The organism is bacterium, from assembly GCA_016703265.1.
Taxonomy (GTDB): Bacteria; Krumholzibacteriota; Krumholzibacteriia; order LZORAL124-64-63; family LZORAL124-64-63; genus CAINDZ01.
Genome location: JADJCK010000009.1, coordinates 266,587 through 284,810 on the forward strand (window position 1 = coordinate 266,587; position 18,224 = coordinate 284,810).

Here is an 18,224-nt window from a genome sequence, read left to right on the forward strand (position 1 = left end):
TGCCTCAGTATAGTTCGAACTTGAGCAGCCGCCCGTCCAGCCCGCCGTTGCGCAGCGGCTTGCGGAAGGCGGGCTTCAGGCCCAGTTCGCCGGCCAGCTCCTGGTCGCCCACGTAGATGTAGGCGTCGGAGCCCTTGCAGCGCTGCTTCAGGAAGTCGCCGAACTCGCGCATGAACGCCTTCATGTCGGCCTCGGGCTGCATGCGCACGCCGTAGGGTGGATTGCAGACGATGACGCTGTTCTCGATCGCGTCGATGTCGCGGTAGTCCATCTTCTTCACGCGCAGTTCGTCGCCGGTGGGGATGCGCGCCACGTTGCGACGCGTCATCTCGACGGCCACCGGGTCGATGTCCGAGCCGCGGATCTGCCCGCCGCGCACGCTGCGGATGGCGTTGTCCTCTTCCAGCTTCACCTTGATCCAGGTGCGCTTGTCGTGGTCCGGCAGCCGCTCGAAGCCCCACTTCTTGCGCAGGCACCCCGCCGGGATGTTGCCGGCCTTCAGCCAGGCCTCGGCCAGGATCGTGCCCGAGCCGCACATGGGATCGTAGAGCGGGCGCTTGCCGTCCCAGACCGCGAAATCGAGGATGGCCGCCGCGAGCGTCTCCTGCATGGGCGCCTCGACCGCCTCGGTGCGATAGCCGCGGCGGTGCAGCGAGCCGCCCGAGCAGTCGATGAAGATGGTCGCATGGTCTTCAAGCACGTGCACGCCGATCGACAGGTCGGGATCCTGCGCGTCGACATTCGGCCGCTTGCCGTACCGCTTGCGGAACATGTCCGCCACGCAGTCCTTCACCTTGAGCGACGCGTACTTGCTGTGGGAAATCTGGCTGCGGTGCACGTTGGCGAAGATCGCGAAGGTCTGGTCGAGCGTCATGATCCGCGTCCAGTCGACCTTCTTCGCACCCAGGTACAGGGCCTCGGGCGTGGGCGCGTGGAACTCGACCATCGGCGCCAGCACGCGCGAAATGAGCCGCGCGCGGTAGTTCACGCGGCACAGCACCTCGGGATCGGCGCTGAAGATGATGCCGCGCTTGCCCGGCTGCACGCGCTTGGCGCCCAGGCGCTTCAGTTCCTCGCCGGCCGATTCCTCGAGACCGCTCGCGGTCTGCGCGAAGAAGCGGCGGTGCTGCTGGTACAGGTACACGCGGGAGTCCCTTTCGGCGGCCTGTTTTCGCGGGTCGTCAATCAGTCTTCGCGGGTCATCAGCAGATGGTCGATGCCGCATTCCTGGAACACGCCGCCCTGGCGCTTGAACCCGTAGCCGGCATAGAAGTCTTCCAGGTACACCTGCGCGTGCAGCTTCAGCTTCCCGGCGCCGCGACGCGCGGCCTCCTGCAGCAGCACGCCCACCATGCCGTGCGCGTAGCCGCGGCCGCGCCACTGCTCACGCACGGCCACGCGGCCCAGCTTGGCCCAGCCGCCCTCCAGCAGGCACAGCCGGCCGCTGGCCACGGGCTGGCCGTCGGCCTCGCCCACCACGTGCACGGCGCCGGCGTCGTCGGCGTCGAACTCGTCGGCCCAGTCCACGCCCTGCTCGTCATGGAAGACGATGCCGCGCACCACCATCACGCGCAGCAGGTCCGCAGGGGTCTCGGCCACGCGGAAGACGATGCGGACGTCGTCCGCGCCGTCATCGATCCCATCGCGCGGTAGATCGTCACGAGGTGACATGCGCTCATCTCCAGGCCTTGTGTTATCCTGCCGGCGGGCGGCCGCGCGGGCCGCCCGGCGAATATAGCCCCCCGCGCCCGAAAGGCACACCGATGATGCGGCTGACCGGCAGCGGACGACACGTCTTTTCCACGACCATCGGCCCGGTGGGCCTGGCCTGGACGCCGCGCGGCATCGGCCGCCGGGAGATCGGCCACGCTGACGCCGATGCCACCGCCACCGCCCTTGCCGGCCGCTGCCCGGGACTCGACGCCGTCACGCGCCCGCCCGCCCCGGTGGCCGCTGTCGCAACACGCCTGCGCGCCGCACTGCGGGGCACGGTTGACGCGTTCCTCGACGTGCCCGTCGATTTCGGCGACGCACCGCCGTTCGCGATCGAAGTCTGGAAGCGGCTGCGCCGCGTGCCGCGCGGAGAGGTCATGACCTACGGCGAGCTGGCCCGCGCCTGCGGCCGGCCGCAGGCCGCACGCGCGGTGGGACGCATCATGGGCGCCAACCCGGTGCCGGTGATCGTGCCCTGCCACCGCTGCGTGGGCGCCGACGGCTCGCTCACCGGGTTCTCGGCCGCGGGCGGCCTCGCGCTGAAGGCGAAGCTGCTGCATGGCGAAGGCTGGGTGCGCGACCACGAGCATGCGCGCGGGCTGGCCCACCTGGCGAAGGCGGACCCGAAAATGCGGGCGCTGATCCGCCGCCACGGTCCGTACCTGGCGCGCGCCGACCGCCCGCGGCCGCCGTGGGAAACGCTGGTCACTGCCATCATCCACCAGCAGCTGTCGCTGAAGGCGGGGCAGACCATCGCCGGGCGCGTGCGCGACCTTGCGCCCGGCCCCGGCTACCCCACGCCCGAGCGCATGCTGGCCATCGACACCGCCACGCTGCGCGCCTGCGGCCTCTCGAACGCGAAGGCTTCCTACGTGCACGACCTGGCCGCGCGCGTGCACGACGGCCGGCTCGACCTTCGTTCGCTGCGCCGACTGGCTGATGAGGACGTGATCGCCGCGTTGACGACGGTGCGCGGCATCGGCGAGTGGTCGGCGCAGATGCACCTGATCTTCCACCTGGGGCGACTCGACGTGCTGGCCACCGGCGACCTGGGCCTGCGCGCCGCGGCCGGCAAGCTGTACGGATTGGGTGGGCACGCCACGCCGGCGCAGCTGGCCGCCATTGCCGAGCCCTGGCGGCCGTACCGCTCCATCGCCTCGTGGTACCTGTGGGAAGGGCTCGACAGCGGCGGGATCTAGCTTCCGCCGGCAGTGCCTAGTTGTTGTGCGCGCCCTGCTCGATCCAGTCGTGGATCAGCAGCCGCTGCGCCGGGGGCAGGGCGTCGCCGCCGAACGGCATGCGCGCGCCCGTGGCCGGGTCGCCCTCCAGCTTCTGGTACAGCACCGACACGTGCGGATCGCCGGGCACCACGCGCGCGCCCGTGTAACCGGACGAGGCCGCATTGACCAGCAGCGTGTAGCTCGTGGCTGCGCGCAGGTCCAGTCCGGCGCTGGCGCCGGCTCCATGGCACCCGAGGCAGTTGGCGTCGAAGATCGGCTGGATGTCCGTCGCGAAGGAAACCGTGTGGGCATGGCCGTCGTCATCGGGAGCCGGCTCGAGGGTACCCACTCCATGGTCGGCGCAACCGACTGCTCCCAGCAGCAGGGCCAGCGCCGAAGCCTGGGCCAGGTGTCTCTTCATGATGTCCTCCGCAGGGCCAGGGCCACGCGCACCTTCTGCTCCTCGGCCAGCTTCAGCAGCAGCATCTGCGGCCGCGCGATGTCGTAGTCGGCCAGTTTCACCGGGAATTCCGCCGTGGCCGTCAGCTCGTCGGCCGTCGGGCGCTCAAGGACGATGGTGCAGACTACCGGCCGGCGGACTCCGTGCAGCTCGAGTTCGCCCACAAATTCGACACTGGCGGTTCCGCCGACCGGTAGACTGGACGCGGGCGTCGCCTTGACGGCGCCGCCTCGCAGCCACGACCGCGGGAAGCGGTCGGTGTGAAGGTGATTCTCGCGCATGTGCTGGTTACGCTTACCCAGGCCGGTATCGAACGAAGCCATCTCCACCGCCACCTCAAGCACGATGTCGCCCTCCAGCTTGTCCGGGTCGAACGTGCAGCCGCCGCTGACCTGCTTCGTGCGGCCGGTGATCGTCTCGAGCGGCGCCTTCGAGACGAACTCGATGCGCGAGCCGTCACCGGGCACGATGTCCCAGCGGCCGGTGGCCGCCCCGGCCGGCGCCCGGCTTCCTGCCAGGCCCAGCAGGGAGACGACGATCAACAGCAGCCTGCGCATCTTGCCCGCCCTTCCCGGTGTGGCGCTCCCCCACGGGCGCCCGACCGGCCGCTCAACACCAGACAGTTCAGTACAGGAAGTGCACCATCACTTCGCCGTCGTAGCGGTCGACATCGTTGACCGCGAAGCCTTCGTCCACGCGCCAGCGGTTCGCCATCACCTGCAGGCCCAGGCTGGGCCGGGCCAGCCAGGCCACGCCCGCGCCCAGCCGGTGCCGCGCCCCGTCGCGGTAGGCGCGATCGGGATCCTGGAAGCAGTAGACAAGGCGCGCCGCCAGGCCGCGCCTCATCTCGACCGTCAGCTCGTTGGTCAACAGCCGGCCCAGCCGGTCGTCGCCGCGTGTCTCGTCCATCTCTCCCAGCCAGGTCACAGGGCCGCCCGAGACATACCAGAAGGCGCCCGCCGCGCGGCTGCCACCGCCGGCGCCGCCGCGCTTCCAGATCGAGGCTCCCACGCCGGCGCGCACGGCTCCCAGTTCCTGCCGCAGCAGCGCGCGCGCCGCGTAGTTGCGGCCCAGTTCCGGTTCGCCGTCGAGCACCGACACGGTGGCCGACAGGCCGCCTGCAGCCACGCCGGCTTCCGCGCCCGAGCCCAGCAATCCCGAGGGATCGTCCACGCCATCGGCCGCGAACAGGTAGCGTCGCGAGAACAGCCGGTGATCGTCGAAGCGCCAGCCGTAGTCGGGTACGAAGCGCCCGGCCTTGAGGTACCCGTGCGGGATCACGCCGTGGGCCAGGCCGAACACCTCGCCGCCACCGCGCTGGCCCTGCTCCGCGTAGAGTTGCACATCGCCGGGCGCGGCCAGCGCCAGGTAGACATCGCCCTGCATCGAGAAGACCGTGCCCTCGCCACCCTCCTGCGTCCAGGCCAGGGTGCGCAGGTCGGCGCCCACGGTGATGTCGACCGGCAGCGCCGGGCGCGTCGTCTCGCCGTCCGCCGAGGTCGTGCTTTCATCGTCGGATGCCCGGCGTCCATGGGTCGCCGCCAGCTCTTCCGGCACCAGGAACTGCGAGGTGTAGGCGTTGCGGAGGCCGCCCCCGGTGGGATTGACGTGGCACAGGCGGCAGTCCTGCCCGTAGCGCGCGGTGTACCGGGGGAGGGCCATCGCACTGTCGGCCGCGGTCCAAAGCACCAACAGCACGACGACCACTCCCACCGATCTCCGCTGGGCTCCGCTGCCTGGGGTCGCCCGCCTGGGCGCCTGGTCGATCGCTCCGCAACGCATCGGGCTCCCGTGGGCCGCCGGGTGCAGGCCCGGTCGGCGGATTGGAAAGTAGGCGATCCCGGAAAAGGGCGATCCCGTCGGTGCAACCGGCGGCAGGATGCGGGCGAGGCGCCCGCCGCCGGCCCGGCAGGTTGCCCGTCCCGTTGGCGGGACCGCCCTACCCGGCCTTCGACACCGCGAACGATACTCAAAAACAAAACCGCCATCTGTGACCTTGGTCACAAATGGCGGTATTAATTTTTCTAATCGCTGGGAGGGCCGGCTAGCCCGCCACCATCGCCCGCAGCCCATCGGGGTTGGTCAGGGTGATGCGGCCACGGCTCAGCAGAATCGCGCCCTGGTGCTCGAAATCCTTGAGCAGGCGGCTGATCGGCTCGCGCGCGCTGCCCAGTTCGGCGGCAATGCTCTCGTGCGTTACCTGGAGTTCACGGGTGCCGCCGCTGCCGAAGAAACCGTCGCACAGGTACTGCGCCAGCCGGATATCCAGTTTCTTGAAGGCGATCTCCTCCACCAGCGTCATCACGTCGACCATACCGGCGGTCATGATGCTGAACACATGCGTCCGCAGGCTGGGCTCGACGCCGATCCAGCCGCGGAACACGTCGGGCGGCACCACCAGCGCCACCACTTCCTCCTCCACGCGCGCGGTGGCCGGCGACGGCACGCCCGTCATCGCCCCCAGCAGGTTGAGCAGGCACAGTTCCCCGGCGCGCACCCAGTAGAGGGTGATCTCGCGGCCCGACTCGCTGCTCTTGAAGACACGCATGGTTCCTTCGCCGACCAGCCCCACGCCGGGCGCATGGTCGCCTTCGCACACGAAGTAGCTGCCGGGCTTCACGCGCACAAGCTGGCCCGCCTCGCGCAGGCGCTGCTGGAATTCAGGGCGTGCGTTCCGGTAGAACTCGAATTTCTGGAGGATGCTCTCTCGGGTCATGTCGCCGTCTCCGTCAGGAAGCGGTGGATCCGGGACGAGCGTACCGGCGGTGGGGATCCCGGTCGTTCTCGCCTGCTGCTTTTTGATAACGCATACCATGATAGCAGAGCCCGCAGTCCGGGGCTACCGCTGTCGGTGAAAGCCCGTCGGGAACATGCAGAATCAGGAATTGGTCACCGTCAGGTCCGTCTCGGGCGCCGGCGCCGCCGCGTCAACCGGTGCCTCGCCCAGCACCCAGCGTCCCAGCATGGCCGCCACCAGGTCGGCGCGCACCGGCTTGCTCAGGTAGTCGTCCATGCCGGCGTCGTGGCAGCGTTCGCGGTCTCCGGGCATGGCGTTGGCGGTCATGGCGATGATGGGCGTGCGCGCGGCCGGCCCGCCCAGCCGGCGGATGATCCCGGTTGCTTCGTAGCCGTCCATCTCGGGCATCTGGCAGTCCATGAAGACCAGGTCGTAGACGAAGTTCACCATCATCTGCACGGCTTCGCTGCCGTTGGCGGCCAGGTCCACGCGCAGCCCCATCTTCTCGAGGATGTGCTGGGCAACCTTCTGGTTGAACGGGTTGTCCTCGGCCACGAGCACGCGCCGGCCCGCCAGCTGCCCGGGCAGGGGCGACGCCGCATCGGCAGCGGCCTCGAGCGAGAGCTTGGCTTCGGTAATCTGCGCCTGCGTGGCGCGCGGCAGCGGCATCAGCACGCGGAAGCTCGAACCGCGCCCGATCGCGCTCTGCGCGTCCAGCGAGCCGTGCATCAGTTCGGCCAGCTGCCGGCTGATGGCCAGCCCCAATCCGGTGCCGCCGTAGCGACGCGTGGTGGAACTGTCGGCCTGCGTGAAGCGCTGGAAGAGGTCGGGCAGGCGGTCGGCCGGTATGCCGATGCCGGTGTCGGTCACCGTCACCGTCCACATCGTCGTGTCGCGGGGCGCCTCGCGACAGACGGCCTCGACCGTGATGCCGCCCTCCTCGGTGAACTTGATGGCATTGTTGACCAGGTTCGTGACGATCTGCCGGATGCGGCCGGCGTCGCCGAGCACGGCCACCGGCGCTCCTTCCGGCAGCACGCACTTGAGCACCAGGCCCTTGGCTTCGGCGGTGCCGCGCATCAGCTCGGTCACCTCGCCGAGCAGGCGCTGCATGTGGAACGGGGCCGGCTCGATCTCCAGGCGACCGGCCTCGACCTTCGAGAAGTCGAGGATGTCGTTGATGATCGCCAGCAGCGACTGCCCCGAATCGAAGACGATCTGCGCGTAGCCGCGCTGTTCCTCGTCGAGCTTTGTGTCGAGCAGGATGCCGGTCATGCCGAGGATGCCGTTCATGGGCGTGCGGATCTCGTGCGACATGTTGGCCAGGAACTCGCTCTTGGCCTGGTTGGCGGCGTCGGCGGCCTGCTTGGCGACGGTCTTCTCGCGGATCTGCTCGAGCATCTCATTGAACGCATCGACAAGCGTGCCGGTCTCGTCGCCCGCGGCGCGGTGGGCGCGCAGCGTGAAGTCCTGCTCAGCCGAAACCCGGCGCGCCACTGCCACCAGTTCGCCGAGCGGGCGCGTGATCACGCGCTGCAGCCTCTCCGACAGCGACAGCACCAGCAGCAGCGCCGCCGCCATCGCCGCGGCCTGGATCATCGCCACATTGAAGAAGCGCGCCTGCAGCGAGTCGAGGCTCTTGCGCATGTAGATGGTGCCGACCTGCTCGCCGTCGAACATGACCGCACGGTAGACCGACATGCCGCCCGCATCGAACACGGTGCGCTGGACGCCGGTGTCCGTCGGCGGCGGGGACTTGGTGGCGTCACGCTGGAAGAGCGCGAACATGCGGCCGGACTGGTCGTAGAGGCAGGCTTCGACCACCGAGGGGTTGGCCCGCAGCGACTGCAGCGTCTCGCCGGCGACGGTACGGTCCTCGAACATGAGCGCGGCGGCGCAGGTGCTGCCGATGACCTCGGCCGTGATCTCCAACTCGCGGGACAGGCGGACGCGGAAGCTGTGATGATCGTAGACGGTCATCACCAGGCTGACGAGGAGCACGGCCAGGGTGACCGACACACCCAGGATCCACCTGAGCTTGGTGCGGATGGGCAGGTCCTGCACGGCCAGCAAGATGGCGAGGCTCCCCGTAAACGACTCCACAGGCGAACAGACGGCCCTGTGGCCGCTGCGCGCCCGCCGTTACCGCGAACGAGGCAAGAATCGGCAAGACAACGATTTACTTTAGCGGGAACCCCGCCGGATCAGGCCCCGGGGCCGAACCGCAGCCCCGTCCCCAGACGCAGGCTCCAGGCCCCGCCGCCCAGCGAATCGGGGCCCTCGTTGCGGGTCCCGAGCCATTCCCGGCGGGCATCCAGGCCCAGCACCCAGGGACTGCCCGGCGCCTGCCGGCGCAACCCGAGGCCCAGGTTCACATTGAGCGTGGCCAGGTAGATGTCCTGCTTCAGGAACGGGCGCACGCCGTCGTAGCCCAGCCCGGCAAAGCCCTCCAGCGCCCAGCTGCCGGCCCGCGCCAGCCCGCGACCGCCCTCCACGCCCAGGTAGATGGCGTCGAACCGGTCGGAACGCGCCCGGACACCGTCCTGGTCCACCTGGTAAGCCCGGTCGGTGCGGCCGAGACGGACTTCAATGGGCACGCGCAGGAACCAGGCGCCCAACCGCTGCTCCACCAGCCCGCCCACCAGCACGTGGCTGCCGGCCAGCCGCACGTCGCCCAGCGGCTGCCAGGTGCCGGTGGTCAGCATGAACAGCGTGGGCCCGCCGGCGGAGATGGAGGCGGCGGCCTCGTTCCCGGCGGCGGGAATCACCTCGCCGCCGTCACCGCCCTCCGGATGCTCCAGGTACCAGGCCAGCCAGGTGTCGTCCATCGCCTCGGCGGAAAGGGCCGCATCGGCTTCGCCAGGCCGGTCGCTGTACAGCAGGCAGAAGTACTCGGGCAGGCTGCCGGCTTCCTGGTGCGGCAGCAACTGGTCGGCAAAGCCCGTCGTGAACGCATCGAAGTCGCGACGCCCGCTCGTCATCAGCGACGGGTCGCGTCCCTCCCAGTCGTCCAGGTAGTCGCCGATGCCCTCGTCGTACAGGCTCTCGTCGAACGCGCCGTCCCAGATCGCGGCGAGGATGCGCGTGCGCGCGATCGGCTCCGTGCGGCCGCAACGGTCTTCCCAGAAATCGAGGAAGTCGACCAGCAGGTCGGGACGGTCGGCATACACCAGGCGGGGCACCAGGTCCCAGGCCGTCTCGGCCACGCGGGCGGTGGTCAGCGGGAGCAGGTCGGGACGCAGCGCCGCGAAGTCGGGCGCCTGCAGCAGCAGCGAATCGGGGAAGATTGCGGCAGGCGCGGGCGGTTCATCGGCGGCGGCGGCGCGGCCGGCCGACACGCACAGCGCCGGCAACAATGCCATAGCCAGCAACGCCGCCGGCAGCCGCGTTCCATGTGCGCGCCGGCAACCGCTCACAGCACGGTGCCCGGCGGGATCACCGTGCCCTTGGGGATCACCGTGACGCCGTCGCGGATCCAGCGGTACTGGTCGCGGTGTTCCTTCACGTCGGGCTGCGCGCGGATGATGACGCCGTCGCCGATGCGCGCATTCTTGTCGATGATGCAGCGCTCGAGCCGGCAGTTGCGACCGACACCCATCGGCGGCATGTCGCCGTTGGCCGACAGGTTGTCGAACAGCACGTGCTCGCCCTCGTAGAAGTCGGCCCCCATGTGGATGACGTCCTTCAGGAAGGCGCCCTTGCGGATGCGCGCCCTGATGCCCACGATCGAGTGCTCGATGCGCGCGCCGGTGATGGTCGAGCCTTCGACCACCAGCGAGTTCTCGATGACCGATTCCATGATGCGCGCCGGCGGCAAGGCGCGCGTGCGCGTATAGAACGGCCAGGCGCCCTGGTGCAGGTTCAGCGGCGGGTTCTTGTCGACCAGGTCGAGGTTGGCCTCGAAGAACGAGGCGATGGTCCCGATGTCGCGCCAGTAGCCGCTGAACGGGTAGGCCATCACCTTAAGCTTGCCGATGGCCTCGGGGATGATCTCCTTGCCGAAGTCGGTCTTCGACTCGTCCTGCATCAGCTCGTGCAGCACGTGCGGCTCGAAGCAGTAGATGCCCATCGAACCCAGATAGGTGTCGCTGTCGGCGATCATCCCCCGCGCGGCGAACAGTTCGCGCGGCGCGCGGAAGCGGTCGATCACCGCGGGATCCTGCGGCTTCTCCACGAACTCGGTCACTTCGGCGGTGGCGTCGGCCCGCAGCAGGCCCATGCGCGGCGCATCCTCGCGCGTGACCGGGTACACGGCCAGCGTGATGTCGGCGCCCATCTCGCGATGGAAGCGCACCATCTGCCCGTAGTCCATGCGGTAGAGGTGGTCGCCGCCCAGGATGAGCACCTGCGATGTCTTGTAGTACATGGTGTGGTGCATCGTGGCGCGCACCGCGTCGGAGGTTCCCTGGAACCAGTCCGAACGGTCGGGCGTCTGCTCCGCGGCCAGGATGTCGACGAAGCCGTCGGTGAACCCGTCGAACGCATACGTCTGCATGATGTGCCGGTGCATGCTCGCCGAGAGGAACTGCGTCAGCACGAAGATCTTCTTCATGCCCGAGTTGATGCAGTTGCTGATGGGGATGTCGATGAGCCGGTACTTGCCGGCAAACGCCACCGAAGGCTTGCTGCGCTGCAGCGTCAGCGGGTAGAGGCGCTGGCCGCGCCCGCCGCCGAGGATGATCGAAACGACGTCTTTCACGGTGGCTCCCCGGGGACTGGAGGGCCGCGCGCCGGAACGGGTCCGGCGCGCGGGCGATCGTCGGTCGGGGCAATATATCCCGAGGGCCGGGCCGCACTCAAGCCGTTAATGGATGCCGGGTTGCAAACTTGCCGGCGCCCGGCCGGGAATGCCTACCTGCCGGCGTCCCGGGCCTTGAAATCCAGCGCCGCCGAGTTGATGCAGTAGCGCATCCCGGTCGGGCGCGGCCCGTCCGGGAACACATGCCCCAGGTGGGCGTCGCAGCGGCTGCAGCGGACCTCCACGCGCACCATCCCGAGGGTCGAATCCTCGTGTTCGATGATGGCGCCGGGCGACGCGGGCTGGAAGTAGCTGGGCCAGCCGCTGCCCGATTCGAACTTGGTGTCGCTGCTGAACAGCTCCTGGCCGCAGGCCACGCACACGTAGGTGCCCTTGTCGTGGTGGTTCCAGTACTTGCCCGTGAACGGCGCCTCGGTGGCACTGCAGCGGGTGACCTTGTACTCCATGTCGCTCAACTCGGCCTTCCACTCGGCGTCGGTCTTGGTGACCTTGGCCGGCTTGCCTGCGCCGGCCGCGCCGGCCGCCGAATCGGGCGCGGACGTGGCCTTCGGGGCGCCTGCGCCCTTGCCGCCGTCGCCGTCCCGGAAGGCCGCCATCGCCAGGGGCGCCCGGATGGCGCCCACGACACGGCCCGACACGGCCGGCGCCCGGGTGGAACGCGCCGGCGCCGGGCGGTCGGCCGCCGCCAGCCACAGCAGCAGGCTGGCCGAGCCGAGCACCAGGGTGAGGATGATCAGCGCTTTCAACATGTATGGACCTCCGGGCATCCCGTTCTCTTTCCTGTTCGCGTCAGCGTTCCCGTCCCGACCGGGTCAGGTTAGGACCTTCCGCCGGGAACCGCACCAGGTCGGGCGCGGAAGTCAGGTAACACGCGCCGGGCGGGGTTGGTTCCGGCCGGTGGCCGGGAGTCCCAAAAGAGCGGCGCCGGGCCCAGGACCCGGCGCCACATCCGTCCATTGCCCAGCGAGCACCGCTGCTAGTGCACGCCCTTCATCAGCCGGCGCACGAACGGCGAGATGGCGATGAGCACCGCGCCGGAGATCAGCGCGTAGATGCCCAGTTGCCGGTAGCCGTCGGTGTAGGCGGTCAGCTTGACGATCGCGGGGGCCGCGGCATCGGCCGTCGACATGCCCGCGCCCAGCAGGCCGGCCACGTACTGGCCGTAGGCGCTGGCCAGGAACCACATGCCCATCATCAGGCCCTGGATCGAGGTCGGCGCCAGCTGCGTCATCAGCGACAGGCCGATGGGCGACAGGCAGAGTTCGCCGAACGTGATCACGAAGTAGCCCAGCGTGAAGACGTCGAGCGAGGTCATGCCCGTCTCGGCGTTGGCGAACATCCTCGTCCAGGCGAAGACCATGAAGGCCAGGCCCAGCAGGAAGAAGCCCAGGCCGAACTTCACGACCGAGTTGGGCTCGAGCTTGCGCTTGCTCAGCCACACCCAGACGATGCCGATGAGCGGCGCGAACAGGATCACGAACAGCGAGTTCGACGAGTTGTTGACCACGTTCGGGTCCATGGGGATCCCGAGCAGCGAGTGGTTCAGGTTGTTCAGCGCGAACAGGCTGAGCGAACCGCCGCTCTGCTCGAAGAAGGCCCAGAACAGCACCGAGAACAGGATGAAGACCAGCGCCGCGCAGATGCGCTTGTTCTGCTCACGGTTGAACTTGCGCATCTCCCAGCCCAGCCACACCAGCGTGGCCGGCCCGATGATGTACATGAAGAGGTCGGTGTAGCGCGAGTTCTTGACCAGCACGAAGACCAGCGGCAGGCACAGCAAGGAGCCGATGTACGTCGCCACTTCCAGCATCTTGCGCTTCGTGACGGGCACTTCGGGGCCGAACGGCGACAGGCCGATGGGGCCCAGGTTCTTCCGCGTGGCCAGGAAGGTGATCAGGCTGATGGTCATCGCCACCGAGACCAGCGCGAACGCGATCGACCACGAGTGGTTCTTGCCGACCCAGATCATGAGCGCGCCACCCAGCAGCGCACCCAGGTTGATACCTGAGTAGAACAGGCTGAAGCCCGCGTTGCGCCGGCTGTCGCCCTCGTGGTAGAGCTGCCCGACCATCGTCGAGATGTTCGGCTTGAAGAAGCCGGTGCCCACGATCGAGAAGCAGGTCCCCATGTAGAAGCCCGTCTCCGAGGGCGAGAAGGCGATCACCAGGCCGCCGACGATCATTGTCGCCGCGCCCCAGATCAGCGACTTCTGGAAGCCGAGGATCTTGTCGGCGAACACGCCGCCGATGAAGGTGAACGCGTAGACGAACGCCTGGATGGCGCCGTACTGCAGGTTCGCCTCCTTGTCGCCCAGGCCCAGCTGCGTCACCATGAACACGGTGAGCATGCCGCGCATGCCGTAGAAGCAGAAGCGCTCCCACATCTCGATGGTGAACAGCGACCAGAGCTGCTTCGGGTACTTGCCCTCGAAGTTGCGGATCTGGTCGAGAGTCGGCGTCTGTTGGCTCATCGGCTCCTCGTTTCCGGTTCCTGCGGCCGGGCGACGGTCAGCCGGGGTGGGCGGCCGGCCGCCGGCGGCGGTCATGGTTCAAGGATGGATTGTGGCACGGGGCGGGCGGTGGCGTCAATCCGCGCCGTCCGGTTCGTCAGCCCCCGGGCAAGGGTGATCGGCAGCGACCTGCGGGCACACTTATGCAACGCGGTGATCAGCGCTTCGAGTTCTTCCGCCTTGAGGTACTGGATTTCATCCAGAAGGAAGATGACCCCGGTCTTGTGATCGCGCGCCGCCTCTCCCAGGGCAACGAACAGGTCGGTGAGGTCATCGTTGATCCCGGGGCCGCGGCCGCGTCGGATTGAACGTGAGGGGCGTCGCTGCCTGTGGTGGCTGGGTCGGGCGTGTGAGGACATCCTGGGCTGAGGCCGTTCTTTTCGATCTCCCATTCGACGGTCGCCCAGTTGCGCGCTTCGCCTTCTCCCGGAACCGTCCAGAAGAACCGTCTGCGACGCGCGAGCCCGGTGATGATCAGGATTGGTCGGAAGCGGTTCTCGAGTCGATCCAGCAAGACGGAGCGGGGTCTGCGCGAGGGGGGGTCTGGTTCCTGCCCCTGGTGCGAATGGGTTCTTGCGCGGGTCCATCTGCCCCTCCTTTACAGCCTAAGCGTATTTTATCGGATTCTGCTTAGTTGCGTCTAGTTTGTAAAGGAATTGGACCGGTACTGAGCGAGGGAGTCGCAACATCGTCGTAATTATTTGAAAAATATAACGTTACATAAACACGTCCACGCGCCTCAATCCCCCGGCAGCTTCACTCCGGTCCCCGGGAACACCCGCAGATCCTTCGGCAACACCCAGAACTTCGCCCCCACCGCCACCTTCAGGCTGCGGTAGACGTCCTGCGAGATGTCGGCCGAGAAGGTGTGGTCGCCCTCGGCGGCCAGCGTCAGGCGCACGGCCGGGCCGGCGGCGTGGATGCCGGTCACGATGGCCGGCAGGCTGTCGCTGCGGGGCAGCAGGTGCAGGGAAAGCTCGTGCGGGCGGATGAACACGCGCGCCGGGCCCGCCGCCGTCTCGGCCGCAGCCGGGTGCTCGATCTGCACCGAGGCGAACGTGACTTTGCCGTCCTCGATACGCCCGTCGAACACGTTCACATGACCGAGGAAGTTCATGACGAACTCGGTGGCCGGGTCGTGGAACACCTCGTCCGGGGCGCCGGCCTGCTCGATGCGACCCTCGTTCATGACCACGACGCGCTCGGCCACCTCCAGGGCCTCGTCCTGGTCGTGGGTCACGAAGATGCTGGTGATGGCGATCTCGTCATGCAGCCGCCGCAGCCAGGCCCGCAGCTGCTTGCGCACGCGCGCGTCGAGGGCGCCGAACGGCTCGTCGAGCAGCAGCACGCGCGGCTCCACGGCCAGGGCGCGCGCCAGGGCCACGCGCTGCCGCTGCCCGCCCGAAAGCTGCGACGGGAAGCGGTCGGCCATGCCGTCGAGCTGCACCAGCTTCAGCAGGTCATGCACCTTCCTGTCGATGACGTGCTTTTCCGGGCGCTCGTGCTTCGGCCGCACGCGCAGCCCGAAGGCCACGTTCTCGAACACCGTCATGTGCCTGAACAGCGCGTAGTGCTGGAACACGAAGCCCACGCGGCGCTCCTGCACGCGCCGGCCGGCCACGTCCTCCTGGTGGAAGCGGATGGGCCCGCTGCCCTCATCCGGTTTCTCCAGCCCGGCGATGATGCGCAGCAGTGTCGTCTTGCCCGAGCCGCTGGGCCCGAGCAGCGCGGTGATCTGCTTGTCGGGAATCTCCAGCGAGACGCCGCGCAGCGCCTGGAACGTACCGTAGCTCTTGCTGATGTCCTGGACGGTGATGCTCACGCTTCATCTCCCGGTACGAACACGCTGGCCGGCGCCGACTGCATGCGCCACTCGATGAACGACTTGGCCGCCAGCGTGACCAGCGCCAGCATCGCCAGCAGCGAGGCGACGGCGAAGGCGGCCACGAAGTTGTACTCGTTGTAGAGGATCTCGACCTGCAGCGGCACCGTGTTCGTCTTGCCGCGGATGTGCCCGCTGACCACCGACACGGCCCCGAACTCGCCCATCGCGCGCGCGTTGCAGAGGATCACGCCGTACAGCAGCGCCCAGCGCACGTTCGGCAGCGTCACGCGCCAGAACGTCTGCCAGCCGGAGGCGCCCAGGGTCAGGGCCGACTCCTCGTCCTCGGTCCCCTGCTCCTGCATCAGCGGGATCAGCTCGCGCGCCACGAACGGCAACGTCACGAAGACCGTGGCCAGCACGATGCCCGGCACCGCGAAGATCACCTGAAGGTCGTGCGCCTTCAGCCACGGCCCCAGCCACCCGTTGAGGCCGAAGACCAGCACGTAGATCAGGCCCGAGACCACCGGCGACACGGCCAGCGGCAGGTCGATCAGCGTGGTCAGCAGGCTCTTGCCCGGAAACTCGAACTTGGCCACGGCCCAGGCCGCAGCCAGCCCGAACACGACGTTCACCGGCACCGCGATGACCGCCGCCAGCAGTGTCAGCTTGATGGCCGCGAGCACGGCCGGGTCGTTGAAGCTCGCGAAGTAGGCGCCGGCGCCCTTGCGGAACGCCTCGGCGAACACGGCCACCAGCGGCGTGACCAGGAACGCGCCCAGGAACAGCAGCGTGATCCCCAGCAGCCCGGTGCGGACCCAGCGCGGCTCGGCGGTGGCGGGGCGCAGGCTCATCTCAGGCCCCCCGCAGGTGGCGACGGCCGGACCACCGCTGCAGCGCGTTGATCAGCAGCAGCATCGTGAACGAGATGACCAGCAGCAGCACGGCGATGGCCGTGGCCCCCTCGTAGTCGTACTGCTCGAGCTGCGTGACGATGAGCAGCGGCGCGATCTCCGTCCGGTTCGGCAGGTTGCCCGAGATGAAGACGACCGAGCCGTACTCGCCCAGTGCGCGCGCGAAGGCCAGCGCGAAGCCGGTGAGCAGCGAGGGGACAACGGCCGGGAAGATCACGCGGCGGAACGTCTGCGTGCGCGAGGCGCCCAGGCTGGCCGCAGCCTCCTCCACGTCGGCCTCGAGGTCCTCGAGCGCCGGCTGCAGCGTGCGCACCACGAACGGCAGGCCGATGAACGTCAGCGCGATGACGACACCCAGCGGCGTGAACACCGCCTTGATGCCCAGCGGCGCCAGCGCGCGGCCGAACCAGCCGTTGGGCGCGTAGATGGTGGTCAGCGCGATGCCCGACACGGCCGTGGGCAGGGCAAACGGCAGGTCGATGAGCGCGTCGATGAAGCGGCGGCCGAAGAACCGGTAGCGCACCAGCGTCCAGGCCACGATGAACCCGAACACCGCGTTGATGGTCGCGGCCAGGAAGGCCGCCCCGAAACTCAGCCGGCACGCCGCCAGCACGCGCGGCTCGGTGACCGTCTCCCAGAACCCGCCCCAGCCCAGCCCGCGCGAGCGCAGGAACAGCGCCGCCATCGGGATCAGCGCGATCAGCGACAGGTAGACGACGGCAAAGCCGAGGGTGAGCCCGAAGCCCGGCAGCACGGAGTGTTGTCGCCTCGGCCAGCGCACCGGCTCTCCCTATCTGGCGTAGATGGCGTCGAACACGCCGCCGTCGTCGAAGTGGGTCTTCTGCGCCTGCTTCCAGCCGCCGAAGACGTCGTCGATGGTCACCAGTTCGATGGCGGGGAACCGCTTCAGCAGCGCGGCGTCCACCGTCTCCGGCCGCACCGGGCGATAGAAGTTCTTCGCGGCGATGCGCTGGCCCTCCGGCGAGTACAGCCACTCCAGGTAGGCTTCCGCCAGCTTGCGTGTGCCGTGGGCGTCGACATTGGCATCGACCACGGCCACCGTCGGCTCGGCCAGGATGCTGAGCGAAGGCACCACGATGTCGACCTTGTCCGGCCCCAGCTCGTTCACGGCCAGGAACGCCTCGTTCTCCCAGGCCAGCAGCACATCGCCGATGCCGCGCTGCACGAACGTGTTGGTGGAACCGCGCGCACCCGAGTCCAGCACCGGCACGCGCTTGAGCAGTTCGCCGACGAACGCGCGCGCCTTGCCCTGCGCGGCCGTCACGGCTGCGGCCTGCGCCGGGTCGTGCAGCTTCTTCAGGTCACCCAGTTCGCGCTTGAGCGCCCACGCCCACGCCGCCAGGTAGTTCCAGCGCGCGCCACCCGACGTCTTCGGGTTGGGCGTGATCACTTCCACGCCCGGCTTCACCAGGTCGCCCCAGTCGCGGATGCCCTTCGGGTTCCCCTTGCGCACCAGGAACACGATGGTCGAGGTGTAGGGCGCGCTGTTGTGCGGCAGCCGCTTCTGCCAGTCCGGCTTCAGCAGCTTCGCGTGATCGACGATGGCGTCGATGTCGTAGGCCAGCGCCAGCGTCACCACATCGGCCTGCAGCCCGTCGATGACCCCGCGCGCCTGCTTGCCCGATCCCCCGTGCGACATGTCGACGGTCAGCGACCTGCCGGTCTCCTGCTTCCAGTGGGCGGCGAAGGCCTGGTTGTACTCGCCGTAGAGTTCGCGCGTCGGGTCGTAGGAGACGTTCAGCAGTTCGTCGGCGTCGCGGGCGAGCGCCGGCGCACATGACACGACCAGCAAGGCCACCAGGATGACGGCCGGACAGGTGCCCCGGGCGCGGGCGCGGATGCGACGCCAAAGGTTCATATTTCCAGAATACCACATCTGCCGGCTCCCCTGATTGCTGACGGTCTGTCAGAAACGCAAGCCTCGGGCCATGGCCCACATGGCGTCAACTGGTTTGATGACAACGAAACGACGGGGTGCCGGCGGGCCAACCATCATGCGCCACGGATTTTCCGTGACTTTACAAAGCCGTTACCGTTATATTTGCTGGATTCCCGGACGGAGGCGGTGG

At 68.6% G+C, this 18,224-nt stretch carries 17 protein-coding genes; 1 reads left to right on the plus strand and 16 read right to left on the minus strand.

The annotated features are described in order from the left end of the window. Positions 1 to 4: 4 nt before the first annotated feature. Positions 5 to 1,144: a class I SAM-dependent RNA methyltransferase gene (locus IPG61_16980; protein MBK6735733.1), complete on the minus strand. Its 1,140-nt coding sequence runs from the start codon at positions 1,142 to 1,144 to the stop codon at positions 5 to 7. 41 nt (positions 1,145 to 1,185) lie between these two features. After that, the gene (locus IPG61_16985) at positions 1,186 to 1,671 is read right to left on the minus strand and encodes a GNAT family N-acetyltransferase (GenBank protein MBK6735734.1); all 486 of its coding nucleotides are present in this window, start codon (positions 1,669 to 1,671) and stop codon (positions 1,186 to 1,188) included. A 92-nt stretch (positions 1,672 to 1,763) separates the two neighbouring features. Between IPG61_16985 and IPG61_16990 the strand changes: the two genes are divergently transcribed. Further along, entirely contained in the window at positions 1,764 to 2,912 is a 1,149-nt protein-coding gene (locus IPG61_16990) for a methylated-DNA--[protein]-cysteine S-methyltransferase (protein ID MBK6735735.1), read from the plus strand. 16 nt (positions 2,913 to 2,928) lie between these two features. Here IPG61_16990 and IPG61_16995 read toward each other — a convergent pair whose 3' ends face one another. The 14 genes from IPG61_16995 to IPG61_17060 all read right to left on the minus strand — a co-directional run bounded on the left by IPG61_16995 (position 2,929) and on the right by IPG61_17060 (position 18,013). Next, positions 2,929 to 3,354 carry a hypothetical protein gene (locus IPG61_16995; GenBank protein ID MBK6735736.1) on the minus strand — a complete coding sequence of 142 codons (426 nt, stop codon included), beginning with the start codon at positions 3,352 to 3,354 and terminating at the stop codon, positions 2,929 to 2,931. Further along, the gene (locus IPG61_17000; GenBank protein ID MBK6735737.1) at positions 3,351 to 3,950 is read right to left on the minus strand and encodes a YceI family protein; all 600 of its coding nucleotides are present in this window, start codon (positions 3,948 to 3,950) and stop codon (positions 3,351 to 3,353) included. The genes IPG61_16995 and IPG61_17000 overlap by 4 nt, the downstream gene beginning before the upstream one ends. 67 nt (positions 3,951 to 4,017) lie before the next feature. Further along, the gene (locus tag IPG61_17005) at positions 4,018 to 5,091 is read right to left on the minus strand and encodes a hypothetical protein (protein MBK6735738.1); all 1,074 of its coding nucleotides are present in this window, start codon (positions 5,089 to 5,091) and stop codon (positions 4,018 to 4,020) included. Between the two features lie 346 nt (positions 5,092 to 5,437). Next, positions 5,438 to 6,109 (minus strand): Crp/Fnr family transcriptional regulator, encoded by a 672-nt coding sequence (locus IPG61_17010; GenBank protein ID MBK6735739.1) that lies wholly within the window; start codon positions 6,107 to 6,109, stop codon positions 5,438 to 5,440. A gap of 162 nt (positions 6,110 to 6,271) precedes the next feature. Then, positions 6,272 to 8,203: a response regulator gene (locus tag IPG61_17015; protein ID MBK6735740.1), complete on the minus strand. Its 1,932-nt coding sequence runs from the start codon at positions 8,201 to 8,203 to the stop codon at positions 6,272 to 6,274. A gap of 131 nt (positions 8,204 to 8,334) precedes the next feature. Next, complete coding sequence (locus IPG61_17020; protein ID MBK6735741.1) at positions 8,335 to 9,492, minus strand: hypothetical protein; 1,158 nt, start codon at positions 9,490 to 9,492, stop codon at positions 8,335 to 8,337. A gap of 50 nt (positions 9,493 to 9,542) precedes the next feature. Next, on the minus strand, positions 9,543 to 10,829 hold the full coding sequence (locus IPG61_17025; protein ID MBK6735742.1) for a glucose-1-phosphate adenylyltransferase: 1,287 nt from the start codon (positions 10,827 to 10,829) through the stop codon (positions 9,543 to 9,545). Between the two features lie 152 nt (positions 10,830 to 10,981). Continuing rightward, the gene (gene msrB / locus IPG61_17030; GenBank protein ID MBK6735743.1) at positions 10,982 to 11,485 is read right to left on the minus strand and encodes a peptide-methionine (R)-S-oxide reductase MsrB; all 504 of its coding nucleotides are present in this window, start codon (positions 11,483 to 11,485) and stop codon (positions 10,982 to 10,984) included. 380 nt (positions 11,486 to 11,865) lie between these two features. Continuing rightward, entirely contained in the window at positions 11,866 to 13,359 is a 1,494-nt protein-coding gene (locus IPG61_17035) for a peptide MFS transporter (protein MBK6735744.1), read from the minus strand. Between the two features lie 71 nt (positions 13,360 to 13,430). Further along, the gene (locus IPG61_17040; GenBank protein MBK6735745.1) at positions 13,431 to 13,757 is read right to left on the minus strand and encodes a hypothetical protein; all 327 of its coding nucleotides are present in this window, start codon (positions 13,755 to 13,757) and stop codon (positions 13,431 to 13,433) included. Positions 13,758 to 14,137: 380 nt separating this feature from the next. Then, positions 14,138 to 15,220 (minus strand): sulfate ABC transporter ATP-binding protein, encoded by a 1,083-nt coding sequence (locus IPG61_17045; protein MBK6735746.1) that lies wholly within the window; start codon positions 15,218 to 15,220, stop codon positions 14,138 to 14,140. Then, positions 15,217 to 16,074: a sulfate ABC transporter permease subunit CysW gene (cysW, locus tag IPG61_17050; GenBank protein ID MBK6735747.1), complete on the minus strand. Its 858-nt coding sequence runs from the start codon at positions 16,072 to 16,074 to the stop codon at positions 15,217 to 15,219. Before cysW ends, IPG61_17045 begins: the two co-directional genes overlap by 4 nt. 1 nt (position 16,075) lies before the next feature. Continuing rightward, positions 16,076 to 16,915, minus strand: a complete 840-nt coding sequence (gene cysT / locus IPG61_17055; protein MBK6735748.1) for a sulfate ABC transporter permease subunit CysT — start codon at positions 16,913 to 16,915, stop codon at positions 16,076 to 16,078. Positions 16,916 to 16,924: 9 nt separating this feature from the next. Continuing rightward, positions 16,925 to 18,013, minus strand: coding sequence for a sulfate ABC transporter substrate-binding protein (locus IPG61_17060; protein ID MBK6735749.1), 1,089 nt, complete (start codon positions 18,011 to 18,013; stop codon positions 16,925 to 16,927). Positions 18,014 to 18,224: the final 211 nt, after the last annotated feature.